Consider the following 18,900-nt stretch of genomic DNA (forward strand, 5'->3'; position numbering starts at 1 on the left):
GGACAGCCCGCTCTCTCAGGCCTGCTGCTGCGTTTTGCCCGACTCGTCTTCCGGCGAAGGAGCCGGAGGCGGGACAGCTTTGAGCGTCGCGCCGCGCGTGAGGTCACTGGGCGTTTGCGGCAACGGCGTTTCGGGCAGCTTCTTGCCGAGTTCTTTAATCACCGTTTGCTGATACTCAATACGATGGTGCTGAATCCCGCGAAGAACGCGCACAAAGGTTTCTTTCACCAGTTGAATATCGCGGAACGTGATGGGGCAATTGTCAAACTGGCCATCATCAATGCGGGCCTGAACAATTTTATCGATGCGCTCTTCAATTTGCCCCACCGTAGGATTCTTCAGAGCCCGCACGGCGGATTCGCAGGCATCGGCCATCATTACGATAGCGGTTTCGCGCGATTGCGGCTTGGGGCCCGGGTAGCGAAACTGCGACTTGCTGACGTTCTCTTTACCTTCCTGAATGCAGGCCTGATTATAGAAGAATCCCGCCAGCATGGTGCCGTGATGCTCGGTCATAAAGTCCATCAGCATATCGGGCAAGTGATGGTGGCGCGCCATTTCGAGGCTATCGCGCGGGTGCGCGGTAATCACCATCTTGCTGAGGCGCGGCGTGAGCTTGTCATGCGGGTTTTCCGCGCCAAAGTACGCCTGATTCTCGATGAAAAACAGCGGGCGCTTCATCTTGCCGATATCGTGATACAGACTGCCCACGCGCGTCAGCAGCGCATTGGCGCCGATGGTCTCAGCCGCAGCCTCGGAGAGGCTGGCCACCATCAGGCTGTGGTGAAACGTTCCGGGCGCTTCGTATTGCATGCGCTTGAGCAGCGGATTGTCGTGATTGCCCAGCTCCAGCAAGGTATAGGGCGATACCAGCCGAAAGCCCGATTCCAGAAACGGCAGGATGCCGATGGTCAGCGCGGCGGACAGAAAGCCGCCGACCAGGCCCCAGGCGGCGTCTGAGGCGATCGACGTCCAGCCGCTGGGGTTGGGCGTCCCGAAAATCAACGACACGGCCAGAATCAGCGCCAGATTGGTCAGGCTAATATACAGGCCCGCCCACATTAATTGGCCTCGATCGCAGAAATTCAGCTTGCGGGTCAGCGTGTAGATCCCGACCAGACTGCCGATGAGCAGGACAATCATGGTCGGCATGCCGGTCTTCAGCGTCAGCGCCATCAGGAAGACCAGCAGGGTCGTCATAAAAGCGCCCAGACGCGGATGCGTGAAAATGGCCAGCGTCAGCGCATAGGTCGCCAGCGGGAAGAAATATGGCGATGCCGCAGCGTCCGATTGCATCGTCCAGCGTTGGATCATCGCATAGACCACCGCAAAGGCGGTTGTCATGGTCATCACCAGCAGCCCATACCCCGGGCGGAAGAACTCGCTGCGGTTAAACTGGCGCATGTAGGTCCAGATGGTCGCGGTAAACATGCCGCACAGCAGCATGACGCCCAAAAAGCCGGGCCAATTCACGCCCTTGACGGATTTTCCGATTTTTTCCAGCGCCGCCTCCTGCGCTGGCGTCAATCGATCGCCCTTGGCGACGATGCGCTCGCCCTTGGCAAAGCGATGCATCACCGGGCTGACGTGATCGGCGGCTTCACGACGCAAGCGCGCCATTTCCTGATCATCAACGACAATTGTCGGCATAATCATCGACCAGACGAGTCGGCGCACAATCTGGGCATGACTGCGTTTGGCCGAAGGCGGCATGGCGCGGGTGATCAGCGTATCGCGGTCCTGAAAATACGCGTCGCGCGAAATACCGGATTTGAGCAAACGATCGATGGTGTAATCGATCGACATGGTCAGTTGGTACCAGTCGTCATCGCTCAGCCGCTGATAAAACAGGCCATTGAAGATCACGTCGTCTTCAGGGTTTTCGGCCAGTTGCGCGATGCCATCGAAGGCCTGACGTTTACTGGCAAGCGTTTTCAGCCGTCCATTGGCGCGAATGCGCCCGAGTTGCTCCAGGAGGCTGCGCTTGTTTTCCAGAATCCTGCGATCAAAGGTTTGACGCGGCATTAAGACCGGGGTCGCCTCGACATTCAGTTGGGCCGCCTCCTGTTGGCGGCGCGTTTCGGCCTGATCCAGCACCTCCAGCGCATAGGGCGCAAAAAATGTTCGCTTGCTCACGCCGCTGTCCACGGTTTTTTCGACGGCCAGATAATCAAAGCCGAGAATAAAGCTCAGCGACAGAAACGTCAGCGCGCCGAGGAGCACGGTCAGACCGGTGGGCGACAAGAAGGCGGCCATTAGCCGTTTGACGTGTCGGGTCGCGCGATCAGATAACGTGGTTTCTACATCGTCCAACGCCAACGGGCTGACGCGGGGCGGTTCCTTGTCTCGATGCGTCGTAGGCATGGGGGCTGCTCTAAAGCCTCTGAATCGGAGGGGCGCAATGGGTTTTCCAAGGTGGAAAACGGGCAAATGTCGGGCTGGCAAAACGCCCAAAGGGCGTCGGCGGTGTTGGAATTGTACCCTATTTGAAAGGGGATTCATCAGACGCCTGTTTGCCCGTTTTGGCGAGCAAAGCAGCGCTTTCCCTGATTGTAAGGGGCCTTTGACGCCGCGGTCTCCTCCATTCAGAGGATACGGAAACCCTGCGCATCCGTCGATACCCGGTTCATCCCCTTCATTTTGCAGGTTTCAAGAACCGGTGACAGAAACAAACGAGCGTCCAGCCCCGACTCGCCCCAATGGAGATGGTTTCCATGACCCATTCTCGTGAATCGCGCCTGGCGGCGCCGGACGTCGAGTTGATTTTGAGCGGCGTCGCTGGCGACGAGCGTATCGCGCGCGACGCCACGTTTCCAGGCCATCCGCGCCCGGCGCGCGTCAACGTCAAGACGCTGAGCGCGCTCAAACGATTTCAACATCCTGAGCGTTTTGCCAAAGCGCAGTTTTATAACCGTGTGTATCAGGCTCCCCAGTAAGCCTCTCGCCCGGGTGAATCCCTCCGTGGTAAAATTTCCCGCAATCAGCGCCCGTTCGCGTTTGGGGGAAATCCGCCATGCAAAGCTCGCTCTTGCCCGCCGCCGATGCGCAGGCGCCAACCCGCCAGTCGCCGCAGGCGATCGAGGCGGCGTTAGCAACGATCGCCAGTCAGGCGGCTACGTGTCAGCAATGCGCCCTGTGCCAAGGCCGGACGCACTCGGTCTTTTCGCGCGGTAATCCGCATGCGCCGCTGATGTTGATTGGCGAAGGCCCCGGTCAGCATGAAGACGAAACCGGCCTGCCCTTTGTCGGCAAGGCCGGCCAACTGCTGGATCGGATTCTGGCCTCGATGGCAATTGATCGCGATCGCGATATTTACATCTGCAACATCGTCAAATGCCGCCCGCCGCAGAATCGCGCGCCGCTGCCGGAAGAAATGGCCGCCTGTCGCCCTTATCTGCAAGCCCAGATTGATCTCATTCAGCCGCGCCTGATTCTGCTGGCTGGCGCTACCGCGCTAAAAGGCGCGCTGAATTTGAGCGGCATTACGCGCCTGCGCGGGCGCTGGCTGCCAACGCCGTTCCATGGCGCGGTGGCGATGCCGGTTTTTCATCCGTCGTATTTGCTGCGCTACGCGTCTAAAGAAAAAGGCAGTCCCAAGTGGCTCACCTGGCAGGACATTCAGGAAGTGCGCCGCGCGCTGGACGCCCTGCCGCAGATGCCGACGGCGCAATAGAAACTGCGCCAGTTTGTTTGTGGGATGATAGAAGGCGTATCGCCTGCGGACGTCGCGTACGCGCCCGCCGATTGTAAGCACTGACAGGATTATCCGCCATGACTGACCGCGCCGATGGCCGACAAAATGACGAACTGCGTCCGATTCGCATCATCCGGCGCTATACGCGCCATGCGGCGGGCTCTGTGCTGATGTGTTACGGCGATACGCACGTATTGGCGACCGCCAGCATCGAAGAACGCGTGCCGCGCCATGTTTATCACGGCCCCAACGATCAGGCAGGCTGGTTGACGGCGGAATATTCTCTCCTGCCCGGCTCTACCAACACGCGCACCCATCGCGAGCGCTACAAGCTGTCCGGCAGGACGGCGGAAATCCAGCGCCTGATTGGGCGTTCATTGCGCGCCTGCATCGATCTCAGCCGTCTGGGTCAGCGGACGATTACCATTGACGCCGACGTGCTGCAAGCCGACGGCGGGACGCGCGTCGCAGCCATTACCGGCGGCTACGTCGCCTTAATGGACGCCTTGCGCCATTTGCAACGCGCGGGCAAATTGGGCGAGATTCCGCTGATATCGCCTGTGGCGGCGGTCAGCGTCGGCGTCATCGACGGCGATCCGCGCCTCGACTTAAATTACGAAGAAGACGTGACGGCCGAAGTCGACGCCAATGTCGTGATGAATGGCGACGGCGCGTATATCGAGGTACAGGCGACGTCTGAGAAAGCGCCTTGCCGCCCCGAGGATCTTCAGCGCATGCTCGACTACGCCAAAACCGGCGTCGAGCGCCTGCTGAAGGCACAGGCCGACGCTCTGGCCCAGGATCTCGACGACGCAGCCCCCCCCCAGATTCTCGCCCAAGGCTGAGAGGAGCCCGGCCCGCGATGACCCGCGATCCGTCGAACGCCTGCGCCTCACAAGCCGCCGCGCGTCCCACCCCGCAACGTCTGCGCGGAATGCGAGACCTGCTGCCCACCCTTGCCGATCCCGAAACCACGCGTTGGCGCGCGCTCGAAGACGCCATTCGTCGTTGCATGGCGCAGAACGCTTATCAGGAAATCCGCGCGCCGCTGCTGGAAGAGACTGCGTTATTTTCGCGCAGCGTTGGCGAAGAAACCGACATTGTGCATAAAGAAATGTACAGCTTCGCCAAAGGCGACGAGCAGCTGACGCTACGCCCCGAAGGCACTGCTGGCGTCGTGCGGGCGTATATTCAGGGCCTGACGCGCGAACCCAAGCCGGTGAAACTCTTTTACATCGGCCCCATGTTTCGCCATGAGCGCCCGCAGGCCGGACGCCTTCGGCAGTTTCATCAGGCGGGCGTGGAAGTGTTTGGCGATGCAGGCCCCTTCATGGATGTGGCCGTCATTCGCCTGGCCCTGTCGCTGTTTGAGACGCTGGGCCTGGGCGATTTAACGCTGCACGTGAATAACATCGGCGACGCAGCCTCGCGAACAGCCTTTTTTCATGGATTTCGCGAGCGTCTGGCCCCGCATCTGTCCAAAACCTGCCCGACGTGTCAGCGTCGCTATACGTCAAACCCGTTTCGGATGCTGGACTGCAAAACCGAGACGTGCCAGGCCCTGTACGCCGACCCATCGATCGAGACGTATCTCGCTGGCCAGTGGCAGAGCGATGCCAGCCGCGAGCACTTCAACGCCGTGCTAAACGGGCTGGACAGCCTCGGCGCGCACTATGAGGTGAATCATCGCCTGGTACGCGGACTCGATTATTACAATGCGACGGTCTTTGAGATCGTCTCTTCTCAACTGGGCGCACAGGGAACGGTTTGCGGCGGCGGACGATACGACGCGCTGGTGCAGGAACTGGGCGGACCCGCCACGCCGGGCGTCGGCTGGGCGCTGGGTATGGAACGCCTGCTCAGCCTGTGCGCGCAACACGCGCTGCCCACAGACCCCGCGCTCGATTATTATCTGGTGACGGATCGCCCGCTGGAAGCCATGCGGATTGCCGAAACGCTGCGCGCGCGCGGCTTTGCCGCCGACACGGATCTCAGCGGCAAAGGCTTTGGCAAGCAACTCGCTGCGGCCGATAAGCGCGGCGCGCGCTTCGCCGTGATTCTGGGCGAGGCGGAAGCCGCCGCCCACACGCTCACGCTGAAAATTCTTGCCAGCGGCGAGCAGCGCACGCTGTCGCAAGACGACTTCTGGGCGTCTTTCGCCGCAGAGGGTTAACGAGACGGCTCTCCTTCGTTTGACCGAGAAAGCCGTTACATTTCTTGACACTCCCCCCGCCGCCCGCGTTATGCTGACGTTCGTAAACCCTTGCGAACAGAGGACAGGCGTGTCATGGAGAAGTCGTTACAGCCGGAAGACGTGGCAATCAAGCGTCTTAACAGCGCTATTTCAGAGTACCGGAGGCTTTGCCTTAAAAACCACCTGCTTTACACCACGTGTAAGTCATTGGCGATTATTCTGGCGGCGATGATTCCCCTGATTGGCGTGTTTGAGCCCACGACCACTATTCTGCTGCCCCTGATGCCGGTAAAAGTCACGCCCATCCAACTGGCAGCGATTCTCGGGGCGATGAGCGCCATCGTGCATAGCTTTGAATCGTTCTTCCAGTTCCATCGCCAGTGGATTCATACGAGTTTGACCGAAGATGCCCTGACTCGCGAAAAATATCTCTATCTGACCCAGGTAGAGCCTTACGAACAGAGCCATCATCGTTATAAAGCGCTGGCCCGACGCGTGGAAACAATTCTGGAGAAAGCCAATTGTCAGTGGGCCTCGCGAGACGCCAATCCGAGCGCCGCCTCAGCCGAGCGCCCGACGGTGCTGACGCCGAAAATTACCAGCGCCGTGATTACTTCGGAAACGCAAAGCCTTAACGATGCCGAAGGGCCATTTGCGCAAAGCGCGACCACCACGGCCGTTACCTCGGTCGATTTACAAACGGCGGCCCGTTAAGACGTTTCACTGGCACAAAATCCCCTTCAGTCGTTTTACAGGAAATATCAAGCGACTCTCTTCTGCGTGAGTCAGGGGGACTCCCGCATGCCAGAGAAGGGGATTTAACAACGCCATGATCACTCCAACGTCTGTCATAACGCCCGCCCGCGCGATGGGCCTTGCCGCCACGGGGTTTGCCGTATGGATGATGAAAGGCAGCTACGACGATATTTCTGGCGCATGGCAGGTACGATCTGACGCGCTGGAATGGCGTAATACGTACGAGCTGATGCATCGAAACCGCGGCCTCTTTAACGGCTTGGGCATGGAAGGCCTCGTGTCGCGTTATAACTACCTGACGACCAACGGCCCGATGGACCTCTTTCTCAATTTCAATCAGGCCATGGTCAGGGTGAACGGCCTGTTTAATGAGGTGCTGACCCTGCCGCTGCTGGGACTGGCCGCAGGCGGGTTATACGCAGGCGGATTCAAGCCGCATCGTTGGGTCGCCGCAGGCGGTCGCGCGATCTGGCAAACGCAGGCGCTGCAAAGCATCGGGCGCGGCATCAGCTCGCTTGCGCGCAGCGTCGGATTCGGCTTTGTCCGTAAAGGCTTGGGCTTTTTGGTGGGCATGGGCTGGAAAAGCGTTCCCCTGCTCGCGGGCCTCGCCTTATTTGGGCATCAGTTTTCGCGCTCCCTCAGCGGCGATGAAACCCGCAGCCTGTTCTATAACGATATTTACGAGAGAGGCCGCACCGCGCCTTAATTGCAGCATATTTTCAAATAAAACGCCCCGTCTGCGGCTCGCGGAAACGGGGCGCTTCAGTGAATTAACGCGCCTCTCAGGCGAGATCGCGCAATTTTGGTTCGCGCGCCCAGAAGCGTTTCGCCGCCGCCTTGATGAAGCTGTCATCAAGCGGCGTCACGCCGTCATCGGGCTCGACGCCCGCTTTCTCCAGCAACGGCAGGGCCGCCTCGTTATGACCAATCGCCTTCAGATGGCCAAAGGCGTCCATCACAAACTGAACCGCCGCCGCATCGCGCGCCAGACGATTTGCGGCGTCTTTCGACAAAGCCACGGCAATCGCATCGACGGTACAGGAGGGCGCGCCCGCTAGTTGCGCATCCGCCGGCACGCTGCCGGTGGTGAGCTGAACGGCGCCGACCTTGGGGGCAATCAGCGCGCTACAGCCGCCGGCCTTTTTAACAGCCGCCCGAATCGCCGCGATAGCCTCGCCGTCAGAGCCGTCGGCGCACAGAATACCGACCTTGCGCCCCTTCAGCGTGGTTTTCATGTTCTGGACAATGGAGAGCGCAGGAGAAGGCGGCAGATCGATGGGGTCCTGAGCTGGCCTGGAAGCCGGCGGCAGCGGCAGGGCCAGACCCTCCGCGACGCGCTTGGCCAGAGTCTCATCCACGTTTCGCAGATTACCGAGCATCCGCGTGCGCACATGGGGGAGCGTCACCTTCGAGAGTTCAAAGACAAAGGCGCTGGCAATATGGCTTTGCTCGATTTCGGTTTGTGAGCGATAGAACATCCGCGCCTGACTGTAGTGATCCCGAAAGCGCTCAGAGCGCACGCGCAGCTTTTGATCTGGCTCGTTGCGCTCAGTATTGACGGGATAGGTCGTAAACCCTGCCGCTGCAACTTCGCGCGGGCCGCCCTCTTCGCCCGCTTCTGCCAGGCTGTTGGGCTCGTAATTGGCGCGCCCGGTCGGCACGCGGGTTTGCATCATGCCGTCGCGTTGGAAGTTCGCCATCGGGCATTTGGGCGCGTTAATGGGAATTTGATGGAAGTTCGTCGTCCCCAGCCGCGATTTTTGCGTGTCGAGATACGAAAACAAGCGCCCCTGCAACAAGGGATCATTGGAGAAATCAATCCCCGGGATCAGATTCGAGGGCAGAAAGGCCACTTGTTCGACTTCGGCGAAGAAGTTATCCGGATTGCGGTCCAGTACCATGCGGCCAATGATCTCAACCGGAATGTCTTCTTCGGGAATCAGCTTGGTGGCGTCCAGAACGTCATAGGGCTGCTGGGCCGCCCAGTCTTCGTCAAAGATCTGCACGCCGAGATCCCATTCCGGGAAATCGCCCTGGTCGATGGACTCCCACAGGTCACGGCGATGAAAATCCGGGTCGGCGCCGGCCAACTTGACGGCTTCGTCCCACAGCGTGGACTGCGCGCCCAGCTTGGGACGCCAGTGGAATTTGACAAAGCGCGCCTCGCCTTGCGCATTGATGAAGCGAAACGTATGCACGCCAAAGCCTTCCATCATGCGCAGGCTGCGCGGAATGGTGCGATCCGACATGGCCCACGTCACCATATGGGTCGACTCTGGCATCAGCGAGATGAAATCCCAGAACGTATCGTGCGCAGACGCCGCCTGCGGAAAGCCCCGGTCCGCCTCCATTTTGACCGCATGAACCAGATCCGGGAACTTAATGGCGTCCTGAATAAAAAAGACCGGGACGTTATTACCGACCAGATCCCAATTGCCTTGCTGCGTATAGAATTTAACGGCGAATCCGCGCACGTCGCGCGGCGTATCAACCGATCCGGCGCCGCCTGCGACCGTCGAAAATCTCGCAAACACCGGCACGCGCTCGCCTTTGGTTTGGAAAAGCGAGGCCTGAGTCAGCTCGGGTATCGGCCGCGTACACTCGAAAAAGCCGTGCGCTCCTGAACCGCGCGCATGCACAATGCGCTCCGGGATACGCTCGTGGTCAAAGTGAAAGATCTTTTCGCGGACAATAAAGTCTTCCAGCAGCGTGGGGCCGCGCTCGCCAGCGCGTAATGAATTCTGGTTATCTGCAATGGGCAGCCCGTGATTAGTGGTTAAAATAGCCGCTTCATCGCCGCGCGGGGCTTGTTGATGCGTTTCGCCGCCATTGCCAGTATCGACGGATTTTTTAGAATTGGGCATGAGAATCGCCTCTCTTTTATTGTCAATCTGATTTCTATTTCAATTTTCTCTACTGCTCAATTTTCTCTATTGTTTTACAGGGCCAGGGATAGCCCCGCTAAAGAGTGAGAAAGAGAGAAGGGCGCATAGTCAAGATGCGCCCAACCCTCTTGAAAATTACGACTCGCGACGGGTACGCGACGCGCTATCGAACGCTGCCGCGACGCATCAGATTGATGAGACCCAACAAGAGCACGGCCCCGACAAACGACACGAGCAGCGAACGAATATCAAACGCACCCGAGGTAATCGGCGCGCCGCCCAGCAAAGGCGTCAAGACGAAGCCCGCCAGAATGGCGCCCACGATGCCGACGACGATATTCAGGAAAATACCCTGTTGCGCATCCGTCCGCATCACGATGCTGGCCAACCAGCCCAGAATACCGCCGACAATGATAATAGCGAGAATGGTCATAATTGAGGTTGCCTCCTATGTCTTTCTAACTGATATTTTTTGCTGACCTGTTATATTATTTTTATCTGTATCTGTTTTACCTGTCTACAGCCTACTGTCTATTTTTTATCTATCTACCTGTCTATTTTTTTACCTGCCTGCCTATCTACCTGGCTATCGGCCCGCCTCTTTTTGAGTCCCTGAAAGAGTTTAGGCATCCGCTATCGGGTTGAAGAACAGAGATCATGAATAACAGGCTTTCTACGAAGAACCCTCTCCACATAAAGAATGGCGAACACACAGGCGAAGCACTGGCAGACGCCGCCGCCACACCCTCAGAAAAAACCCTTCAGAAAAAGCCCTTCAAACGCTTAAGACAAACTGATTATGATTCTTCTGTATTTCTTCCCTTTGGTTATGACATATATTTCGAATTAATCCTAGCATTGTTAATATTTATCAATTTTTGAGCGACCGGGAACAAAGCCGACAGATCAGCGCCTGCATTCAATTTTACTAATTCAAGCCCCACACGAGAGGCGTGAATTTAACAAAAATTCATACTGACGCGCATCCCCCCCCTATCGCGCGACAAGCCGTCAGAATTTAAAAATGGGCCTAGAGGGATTTGAACCCCCAGCCAAGGCGTTATGAGCGCCCTGCTCTAACCATTGAGCTATAGGCCCATCGCGTTCTTGTCGAGTTCTTATTGTATCGCAGCCTTAGCGACGCGCCCGACGAAAATGCGGCCGGGGCCATACCTTGGTCACAATGAGAAGACTGTCCTGCTCGGCCTTCATCGAAAAGGCGAAGCGCGGCGAAATGGTTGCGCTCTGACCCGGCGTCAACGGCAGGGTTTCGACGTCAGTGGTCATCGTCACCGCCCCGCTGACCAGCAGAATATACTGATACTGGGCGGACCAGTGCCGCGTCAGCGCCGCGCCGGCTTGCAGCCATAAGCGCTGAACGCTGGCCTGTTCTTCCTGAAAAGCCGTCGAGTACACAATCGGGCGTTCCTGAGCCTCCAGCAGAGAATCGCGATGCAGTTGCATCACCGGCTGGGGGCGCTCCAGCATTAGCGGCTCGCCTTGGGCGTCTTCGGCCAGCAGTTCTTCGCATTTGCGCGCGGCCAGCGCCTTTTCTTCAGGCTCAAGAACCGATTCGGCCAGGGTAAAGACGCCATTCTCTTCTTCGCGCACATGGCAACTGAGACGTTCGTCAAAGCGCGCCAGTTGCTCAATGACTGAGGCGGGCAGCGATTTTTGAGCGGCGGCGGTCTCAATAGACTCCGCCAGCTCGAGTTCCAGAGCGACAATATCGTCGTGCTCCACCTGAAGCAGGACCATTGTCCGATACTGGTTTAATAAGGGAAACAGGCCCTGCTCTTCGCGCAGGTAGTGCAGTCGCAGGGTGTCGCGCAGGGCGTTAAAGCCATCGACGAAGGCCTCCAGCGCCGCGGCATCTCCGGCCTGGGCAGCAGGCGCCAGCTCGCGCAGCTCGACAATCAGCGTCTCGCAGCGACGGTGATCGCGGCGCAGTTGATCCAGAATCGAAATGGTTTGCGGCAAGCAAGGGGGCGTCATGGCATGCGTCCTCTAATGTTTTTAGCGTTTGTCGCTCTTGAATAACGTGAATAACGTCTGGATGTCGCTTCTCTGTTTATCGCTTCTCTTTTGAGTCTTTCTGTTTTCTGACTCTCTTAATAGTGGCTATCTGGACGCGATCGGCGAAGCGGGCGAACGGGCTTATACCCGTCATACCATAACGAAAGGCGCGGCGACTCCCCCGGGTTTCCGAGACCGTTTAAAACCCGTTGCGCAGGGCCCAGACGATGGCTTCTGAGCGACTGGCGACGCCGATTTTACTGTAAATGCTATACAAGTGATTGTGGACGGTCTTCGGGCTGACGCACAATACATCGGCCAACTGCTGATTGGAGTGCCCGCGCGCCAGCGCCCCCAGCACTTCGCGCTCGCGGGCGGTGAGGGTAAAGGCGTCGCGCTCTTTCGCAGCGGCGCGCAGGGCGGCCACTCGCGCGGCCATCTCTGGGGCCAGCGGTACCGTTTGCCCAGCGGCGGCCTGGCGAATGGCGGCGGCCAGATCATCGAGCGCGGCGTCTTTGAGCAAAAATCCCAGGACGCCAATATCCAGAAAACGCTGGGCGGTTTGCGGGTCGTCCTCGTTGGTGAGGGCCAGAATTTTCGCCTGCGGCCACGCCGTCAAAATCGCGCGCGAGGCGTCATAACCGCTGAGCAGCGGCATGGCCGCGTCCATCAGGATAACATCCGGCTTGAGCGCCATGGCCTGCGCCACGGCCTCTTGTCCATTACCCGCCTCGCCCGCCACCACGACGCCGGGGGTCAGCGAGAGCAGTTGTTTCAGCCCCTGGCGCAAAATCGGATGATCATCGGCAAGTAAGACGCGTAAGGGGATTGCGGTTTCAGCCATGGGATTTTCCTGTTGCGGCGGTAGAGGGTCCTTTGGGCAATCGCAGTTCGACGCGCGCGCCGCGTTCGCTGGCAAGCGCCGTTTCGGCAGACAACAGACGGACGCTCGCCCCGAGTTCGCGCGCACGCTCCTGCAGGCCCACCAGCCCCAGATGCCCATCGCCGAGCAAGGCGTCATCGCAGGGCGGCTCGCGCCACGGAAAACCCGCGCCGTCGTCTGCGATCGTCAAATAAAAGCCGTCGTCCGCTTGGCGCAAGGCAATCGCGATGTGCGCGCCGCCGCTATGCTTGACCGCATTGCGGACCGCTTCCTGAATCATTCGAAACAGGTGCAGGCGCGCATGGTCATCGAGGCGATTATCCAGCGCGCCCGGCTCGCAAGGACGCCAATCCAGCGTGAAGGTCATCTCGGGGCTCAGACGCCGCTGCTTTTCGATGAACTGCTCCAGCGCCGGTAAAAATCCCAGACTGTCGAGCGACTCGGGCCGCAGATCGCGACTCAGACGCCGCACGGTCTTGAGCGCGTCAGAAATATCCTGGCCGATTTGCTTGAGTTCCGGCGTATCGCCCATAGTTTTCTGGCAAAATTGGGCCTGATAACCCAAAAACGTCAGCCGCTGCGCCAGATCGTCGTGCAATTCGCGCGACAGCGCCAGTCGCTCGGCCTCTACGCGCTCATCGAGCGACATCAGCAAATGGCTGAGCTCGCGATTCAGGTCGTGAACGTTTCGACGGGTGCGGATCATCCACGGGGCCCATTGAATCAAGCCAATCGCCAGCAGCGAGATGCCCACGGTATACCCCAGGATCTTCTTGAGGAAGGCCTGCTCCCAACTGCGCCCAAACGGGACGCCGTGAAGTTGGAACAGCGCCAGCGTCGGCGGGTCGTCCAGCAAATCGACCCAACTGCCCATGGCAAGCAGACCTAAGCCAATCACGGCCATCCGCCAGCCGAATTGCGAAATTTCCGGCGTGCGGCGTTGAAGTCGCAGGCACGCAATAAAAAGCCCCGTCACGACCAGCGCATGCACCACTTCCACCAGCATCGTGTGCAGCCCAAGCTGATGATCCACATACGCCAGCGCCGCGCCAATGGCTATGACCGCCATCAAGGCGATCCCGTCTCGATGTTGGGGAGAAAAAAGCGAAAACGCGCGCATCGGCCCAATCGACGCCTCCGACTTTTATTATAAGGGCGCTTAAAGAAAAGGCCGACACGGGTGTCGGCCAAAGAACATGCGTATTCAGGGTCTGGTGGGTTACAAAACTCGAGACGGGGCGGCGATCGCGCCGTTGCCGTTCAATGACATGATTAAACAGCGTCCGCGCCCGCGCGTCGTGAGACGGATTGCCCATCGCGGGTAGGAAAAACTTCCTGTTTTGCCGCCCCCGGTCGGCGTCCGCCATTTGGGGGTTTGTCGCCGGGGCGACGACGCTCTACAATGCCTTTATAGCGAGGGAAAGGCTATAACAAGACGATAAAAAGGCTACTAATGAGCGCACTCTGGCAAACGTTTCTGGCGCAGGTCCTGCCGCTGGCCCCGTCATGGGCGCTGTGGCCGGTCGCCAGGCAATACGTGGCAGGCGACTCGCTCGACGCCATGGCTGCCGTCGTTGGCGCGCTCAACGCCGAAGGCGCCCGCTGTACCGTTGATCTGCTCAGCGAAGACGTCACCGACGCGGGACAGACCCGCGCCATTGCCGATCAGTACGCCGCCGCGCTGGACCGCATTGCGCATGAGCAGCTCAACAGCCATATCGCCATCAAACTGTCAGCCCTGGGACTGACGCAAGACGCAGACTTATGCCTGAATAACGCGCGGCGCCTGCTGACTCACGCCGGACGCACAGGCGCGTTTGTGCGAATCGATATGGAAGACGCCACGCGCACCGAAGCGACGCTGAGCGCGTATGAGCGCCTGCGCGAAGAATTTGACAACGTCGGCGTGGCGATTCAGGCCTATCTGCGGCGATCGCTGGCCGACGTGCGCCGCGTGAGCGAGGGCCCCCGCGCCGGGAATTTCCGGCTCTGCAAGGGCATTTACCGCGAATCGCGCGCCATCGCTTTTCAGGACCCCGAAATTATCCGCCGCAATTACATGCGGCTCTTGAACGAGATGCTGGATCGCGGGGCGTTTACGGCCATCGCCACGCACGACGAACGGCTGATCTGGGAAGCCTGCCAATGTCTGGACGCGCGCGGCCTGGGCCCGGATCGCTATGAGTTTGAGATGCTTTATGGCGTGGATCCGCCCTTACGCCGCCAATTATTATCGGAAGGCCGTCCGCTGCGCGTATACGTTCCCTTTGGACGCGACTGGCGGGCGTACTCGTTGCGAAGACTCCGCGAAAATCCGGCTATTGCGGGGCATATCGCGCGGCAGTTTCTCGCAGGCGGGCGATAATCGAGCCCAAAACGAGCCCCAAAAGCTCAGCGTTCGTCGCGATTAGGGTCCTGCGATCCGCCCATCATGTCCATCGAGCCCATCATCTGGCTCATCATCATGGCGTTGAGCGCGGCGGGATCGAGCGCAGCGGCGGGCGGCTGGCCATTGGCGCCCGGCATCGCCTGAGGGGTCGTCATCCAGGGCTGAATCGCATTGACGCCGCTGGGATTCGCCATTGAATTGCCCATGGCATTGGCGCCCATCGAGCTCATCAACATCTGCATCGCCATCGCCTCTTGCGGCGTCCAGGCAGGGGTCGCAGACGCAGCCGGAACCGGCGTCGAAACCGTCGGCGGCGCCGGAGAGGCCTGTTGCGCGCTGGCAGCCGGGGAGCCGGCATTGACCGCAGAGGCCACAGGGGCCGACGGCGAGACCGTCGTCGCAGCAGCAGCGGCGACCGGTTGCAGGGGCGCGCTTCTTAAGACGGGCGCCAGCGGCGCATCGCTTTGCGCCTCAAATTTTTGCGCGCTTTGCGCATTATCTTTCCGGTCGCCCTGGGCCACTTGCAGGGCCAGCGCGGGCAGATACCGAAGCCCTTCCTGCGCAAGCGCCGCTTCGGGACCGTCTGGCGCGGCGAGCAGGACAGCTTCATAGGCCGCGCGGGCCTCGGCAATACGCCCCAGACGCGCGCTTGCGATGGCCAGATAATAGGCGTAACGCGGATTATCTGGCGATTTTTTCAGCAGCTTGTCAAAAATCTGCGCCGTCTGGACGTAATCGCCCTTTTGATAGGCCGCGGCGCCTTTCTCGTAAGGCCCGGCCTGCGCCGTGAGCGCGATCGACGCCCATAACAGCGCCGTGGCAATCAGCATTATCCCCCAAAGCGTGCGTGTGTTCATGTACCAGTCGCCTCCTGTTTTGAGAGTATACGCAGCCACGGCAAAATCGCAGGCCCAAACGACGGATTTTTAAGAACCCCGCAACGCCGCCAGCGGATTTAAGGGCCATTTTCAAGTTCAGCGCCCTTCGGTCGATAGTCTTCTCAGGCGCGAAGGACGCGTCCCCAGCAGCGAGCGCGTGATATGGACAAGCCGAGCAAAACAGGACACCGCTGGTACGACCGGATTCCAGCCCTGTCTTCCGCCGTGGAGACGATTCTCCTCTTGCCGGAATCGCTCCAGCAGATCGTGTGCCGGGCGATTGTCGCGATGGCGGACAAGGAATTTCAGGCGTCAGAGCGGATTCAGAATTTTAAATCGTTAGGCCCGGAAAGAATTCTGGCGTACTTCAAGGCAAAAACCCGCAAACGCGCTTATGATCAGAGCCCCCATGCGCATAAAGCCCTGACGTATATGGGGCTGCTCTCGCCTGACGATCGCCAGTACATGGCAGCAAGTATTCTGGAGTTAATGAGCCTGGTCAAGACCTATCTCGGGCATTGCCGCGCCGCCAGCGAACCGCCGGAAGAAGCGCATCTGGAGCGACTCAGCCAGACTTACGTGGAAGGCGGCAAGACCGCTGCGCTGCAAGTCCTGCGCGTCATCGAGAAAGAACTGCAGAAAAAAGTCGACCAGAAATCGCCGACGCCCAGCCAGCTCAAGGAATCTGAAGCGGGGATGCTGCTCCAGCAGCGGGTCGGACGCCTCTAGCCGATGCCGCGAGCGCGCGGCAAGCGCCAGCGATAAAAACCCATTTCGGGCGGTTCCCCTGAACGGCTTCCCGGTTACAATGAAGGCGACAGCCCCCCATGACATGAGGAAAGGCGCCTGCCATGCCGCTTGCCGTCGTCGATCGAAAATCCCGCCATGAAATCAGCCTGATGCGCCGGGCCGGTCAAATCGTGGCGGAAGTCCACGCCTTGACGCGCGAAGCTCTTAAGCCCGGCGTCTCGACCCTGGATCTGGACGTTATCGCCGAAGCCCACATTCGAAAATCCGGCGCGCTGCCGACGTTTAAGGGCTATCATGGGTTTCCCGCGACGTTGTGCACCTCGATTAACGATGAGGTCGTTCACGGCATCCCCAACGCCGAGCGCCGCCTGCAAGAAGGCGACGTCATCAGCATCGACGTCGGCGCGACTTATAAAGGCATGATTGCAGATGCCGCCTATACGGCAGGCGTCGGCGCGATTTCCGCCGACTGCCAACGCCTGCTGGCCGCCACTGAAGAAAGCCTGATGGCCGCCATCGAGCAAATGCGCGATGGGCGCTGCCTCGAAGACGTCTCGGGCGCGGTGGAAGACGTGTGCCTGAAGTACGGGTTTGGCCTGGTGCGCAACTACGGCGGCCATGCGGTCGGGCGCCAGCTGCATGAAGAGCCCTTCGTGCATAATTTCAGGACCGGTGAGCGCGGCCCGTTGCTGCGACCGGGCTCGATTCTGGCGATTGAGCCCATGTTCAATCTGGGCGGCGATGACGTCTATACCGCAGGCGACAAGTGGACGGTGCTGACCTGCGACCACTTGCCATCAGCGCATTTTGAGCATACAGTAGTCGTCACCGAGGCCGACCCCGAAATCCTGACCCGATTACGACCGTCCCCGGCGTAAGGGATCCTGCGCGCCCGACGTCGCCCCCAAAGGCCCGGCGCGATGCGCGGATCCCGTTCCTGTCTGACCCAGCTGGTTTTCATGGCTCGAGACGTCATCGAAATGGAAGGAACCGTCAACGAGGCGTTGCCCAACGCCACGTTCACCGTGAAGCTGGAAAACGGCATGGAAATTCTGGCGCATATTTCCGGTAAAATCCGCAAGAACTTTATTCGGATTCTTCCCGGTGATAAAGTAAAAATCGAGCTGTCGCCCTACGACCTGACGCGCGGACGCATCACCTACCGGATGAAAGGCTGACGCGCGCGGCGCCTGCGCCCTCTCCCGCTCTTTACCCGTACTCTCCCCTCTCAACCCTCCGCGAAGGAATCGTGTCCATGAAAGTGCGTACGTCCGTTAAGAAACGTTGCCCGGATTGCAAAGTCATTCGACGCCGGGGCCGCGTGGCCATTATCTGCAAAAACCCCAAGCACAAGCAGCGTCAGGGCTAGCCTTTCAAGCGCCGCGCCGGCGGGCGTCCTGCCGCGCCTGCGGGCATCCTCTTGATCCGGCGATGTTTTTACATTAGCGTGTTGCTTCGCGTTGATTGCGTCGGCTGCGTCCGGCGCTGCGTCCCTGGCGCCTCACGCCCTCTCCCGTTTTCGTAATAGCCCCCTCTCTCAGACAAGACACTAGCAGGAGTCCCCATGGCAAGACTGGTCGGCGTCGATCTCCCCCGGCGGAAGAAAATCCGCTTTGCCCTGCCCTACATCTATGGCATCGGCCCTTCGCTCAGCAAGAAAATCCTCGAAGCCACGCGCATCGATCCCGACACCCGCGTCGACGCGCTCAGCGAGTCGGAAGTCATCGCCCTGAAAGAAGCCATTGAGGCCCGCTATCAGGTAGAAGGCGATCTGCGCCGCGTGGAAGGCCTCAACGTTAAGCGCCTCATCGAGATTAACTGCTATCGCGGGCAACGGCACCGCAAAGGGCTGCCGGTTCGCGGCCAGCGCACCAAAACCAACGCCCGCACCCGTCGCGGCCGCCGCGCCGCCCCCATGAAAAAGAAAGCCTAAAAAGGCCTGACCGTAGAAGAAGGCCGAACGTTTCAGTCCTCAAGAGCCTGACAGACTGTTCGCTTTCAAGTTTCCCCTAACCCGCTGGAGATATCGCGTTTCTTATGGCCAAGCAGAAAGCCGGCGCAACGAAAAAGCGCAAGGAAAAGAAAAACGTCGTTCAGGGCGTGGTTTACGTCCAGTCGACGTTCAATAACACGATCGTCAGCTCGACGGATCCGCAAGGCAACGTCATCGCCTGGTCGAGCGCCGGAGCCAGCGGCTTTAAGGGCGCGCGCAAAGGCACGCCGTTCGCCGCCCAGCAGGCCGCCGAAAACGTCGCCAAAAGCTCGATGGAACAAGGCATGCGCTCGGCGCAGGTCTTCGTCAGCGGGCCGGGCGCGGGTCGCGAGACGGCCATTCGCGCGCTTCAGGTCACGGGGCTGGAAATCACCCTCATTAAAGATGTCACCCCCATTCCGCACAACGGCTGCCGTCCACCCAAGCGCCGCCGCGTGTAACCGCTAAGTAAGGAGTTCAGGT

General features: G+C 59.6%; 20 protein-coding genes and 1 tRNA gene. 13 read left to right on the forward strand and 8 right to left on the reverse strand.

Annotated elements, in window-relative coordinates; genetic code table 11:
- Positions 1–15: 15 nt before the first annotated feature.
- Positions 16–2,364: an HDIG domain-containing protein gene (locus tag IPK79_02795; GenBank protein ID MBK8189355.1), complete on the reverse strand. Its 2,349-nt coding sequence runs from the start codon at positions 2,362–2,364 to the stop codon at positions 16–18.
- A gap of 350 nt (positions 2,365–2,714) precedes the next feature.
- Between IPK79_02795 and IPK79_02800 the strand changes: the two genes are divergently transcribed.
- The 6 genes from IPK79_02800 (at position 2,715) to IPK79_02825 (ending at position 7,350) form a co-directional block, all read left to right on the forward strand.
- Positions 2,715–2,936: a hypothetical protein gene (locus tag IPK79_02800; GenBank protein ID MBK8189356.1), complete on the forward strand. Its 222-nt coding sequence runs from the start codon at positions 2,715–2,717 to the stop codon at positions 2,934–2,936.
- Between the two features lie 77 nt (positions 2,937–3,013).
- Positions 3,014–3,673 carry a uracil-DNA glycosylase gene (locus IPK79_02805; GenBank protein MBK8189357.1) on the forward strand — a complete coding sequence of 220 codons (660 nt, stop codon included), beginning with the start codon at positions 3,014–3,016 and terminating at the stop codon, positions 3,671–3,673.
- Between the two features lie 98 nt (positions 3,674–3,771).
- Positions 3,772–4,539, forward strand: coding sequence for a ribonuclease PH (rph, locus tag IPK79_02810; GenBank protein ID MBK8189358.1), 768 nt, complete (start codon positions 3,772–3,774; stop codon positions 4,537–4,539).
- 89 nt (positions 4,540–4,628) lie between these two features.
- On the forward strand, positions 4,629–5,867 hold the full coding sequence (locus tag IPK79_02815; protein MBK8189359.1) for a histidine--tRNA ligase: 1,239 nt from the start codon (positions 4,629–4,631) through the stop codon (positions 5,865–5,867).
- Between the two features lie 114 nt (positions 5,868–5,981).
- A complete protein-coding gene (locus IPK79_02820) occupies positions 5,982–6,602 on the forward strand; it encodes a DUF4231 domain-containing protein (protein MBK8189360.1) in 621 nt (206 codons plus the stop codon).
- 115 nt (positions 6,603–6,717) lie between these two features.
- Positions 6,718–7,350: a hypothetical protein gene (locus tag IPK79_02825; GenBank protein ID MBK8189361.1), complete on the forward strand. Its 633-nt coding sequence runs from the start codon at positions 6,718–6,720 to the stop codon at positions 7,348–7,350.
- Positions 7,351–7,426: 76 nt separating this feature from the next.
- Here IPK79_02825 and IPK79_02830 read toward each other — a convergent pair whose 3' ends face one another.
- The 6 genes from IPK79_02830 to IPK79_02855 all read right to left on the reverse strand — a co-directional run bounded on the left by IPK79_02830 (position 7,427) and on the right by IPK79_02855 (position 13,497).
- A complete protein-coding gene (locus IPK79_02830; protein MBK8189362.1) occupies positions 7,427–9,508 on the reverse strand; it encodes a catalase in 2,082 nt (693 codons plus the stop codon).
- A gap of 184 nt (positions 9,509–9,692) precedes the next feature.
- Positions 9,693–9,962 carry a GlsB/YeaQ/YmgE family stress response membrane protein gene (locus IPK79_02835; protein MBK8189363.1) on the reverse strand — a complete coding sequence of 90 codons (270 nt, stop codon included), beginning with the start codon at positions 9,960–9,962 and terminating at the stop codon, positions 9,693–9,695.
- Positions 9,963–10,554: 592 nt separating this feature from the next.
- A tRNA-Ile gene (locus IPK79_02840) sits at positions 10,555–10,627 on the reverse strand.
- A gap of 36 nt (positions 10,628–10,663) precedes the next feature.
- A complete protein-coding gene (locus IPK79_02845; GenBank protein MBK8189364.1) occupies positions 10,664–11,524 on the reverse strand; it encodes a hemerythrin domain-containing protein in 861 nt (286 codons plus the stop codon).
- Positions 11,525–11,744: 220 nt separating this feature from the next.
- Positions 11,745–12,389 carry a response regulator transcription factor gene (locus IPK79_02850; protein ID MBK8189365.1) on the reverse strand — a complete coding sequence of 215 codons (645 nt, stop codon included), beginning with the start codon at positions 12,387–12,389 and terminating at the stop codon, positions 11,745–11,747.
- The gene (locus IPK79_02855) at positions 12,382–13,497 is read right to left on the reverse strand and encodes a sensor histidine kinase (protein ID MBK8189366.1); all 1,116 of its coding nucleotides are present in this window, start codon (positions 13,495–13,497) and stop codon (positions 12,382–12,384) included. The genes IPK79_02850 and IPK79_02855 overlap by 8 nt, the downstream gene beginning before the upstream one ends.
- A 384-nt stretch (positions 13,498–13,881) precedes the next feature.
- Here IPK79_02855 and IPK79_02860 point away from each other — a divergent pair, with 384 nt between their 5' ends.
- Positions 13,882–14,793 (forward strand): proline dehydrogenase family protein, encoded by a 912-nt coding sequence (locus IPK79_02860; protein MBK8189367.1) that lies wholly within the window; start codon positions 13,882–13,884, stop codon positions 14,791–14,793.
- A gap of 26 nt (positions 14,794–14,819) precedes the next feature.
- Here the strand turns inward: IPK79_02860 and IPK79_02865 are convergent, their stop codons facing one another.
- Positions 14,820–15,674 carry a tetratricopeptide repeat protein gene (locus IPK79_02865; protein MBK8189368.1) on the reverse strand — a complete coding sequence of 285 codons (855 nt, stop codon included), beginning with the start codon at positions 15,672–15,674 and terminating at the stop codon, positions 14,820–14,822.
- 183 nt (positions 15,675–15,857) lie between these two features.
- Here IPK79_02865 and IPK79_02870 point away from each other — a divergent pair, with 183 nt between their 5' ends.
- The 6 genes from IPK79_02870 to rpsK all read left to right on the forward strand — a co-directional run bounded on the left by IPK79_02870 (position 15,858) and on the right by rpsK (position 18,878).
- The gene (locus IPK79_02870; protein ID MBK8189369.1) at positions 15,858–16,424 is read left to right on the forward strand and encodes a hypothetical protein; all 567 of its coding nucleotides are present in this window, start codon (positions 15,858–15,860) and stop codon (positions 16,422–16,424) included.
- Positions 16,425–16,546: 122 nt separating this feature from the next.
- Positions 16,547–17,323 (forward strand): type I methionyl aminopeptidase, encoded by a 777-nt coding sequence (gene map, locus IPK79_02875; protein ID MBK8189370.1) that lies wholly within the window; start codon positions 16,547–16,549, stop codon positions 17,321–17,323.
- An 81-nt stretch (positions 17,324–17,404) separates the two neighbouring features.
- Complete coding sequence (infA, locus tag IPK79_02880; protein MBK8189371.1) at positions 17,405–17,623, forward strand: translation initiation factor IF-1; 219 nt, start codon at positions 17,405–17,407, stop codon at positions 17,621–17,623.
- Between the two features lie 77 nt (positions 17,624–17,700).
- Positions 17,701–17,814: a 50S ribosomal protein L36 gene (gene rpmJ, locus IPK79_02885; protein MBK8189372.1), complete on the forward strand. Its 114-nt coding sequence runs from the start codon at positions 17,701–17,703 to the stop codon at positions 17,812–17,814.
- Positions 17,815–18,009: 195 nt separating this feature from the next.
- The gene (gene rpsM / locus IPK79_02890) at positions 18,010–18,378 is read left to right on the forward strand and encodes a 30S ribosomal protein S13 (protein MBK8189373.1); all 369 of its coding nucleotides are present in this window, start codon (positions 18,010–18,012) and stop codon (positions 18,376–18,378) included.
- 104 nt (positions 18,379–18,482) lie between these two features.
- A complete protein-coding gene (gene rpsK, locus IPK79_02895) occupies positions 18,483–18,878 on the forward strand; it encodes a 30S ribosomal protein S11 (GenBank protein MBK8189374.1) in 396 nt (131 codons plus the stop codon).
- The last annotated feature ends 22 nt before the right edge of the window (positions 18,879–18,900 follow it).

The organism is Vampirovibrionales bacterium (assembly GCA_016712355.1).
In the GTDB taxonomy this organism is placed as follows: Bacteria; Cyanobacteriota; Vampirovibrionia; order Vampirovibrionales; family Vampirovibrionaceae; genus JADJRF01.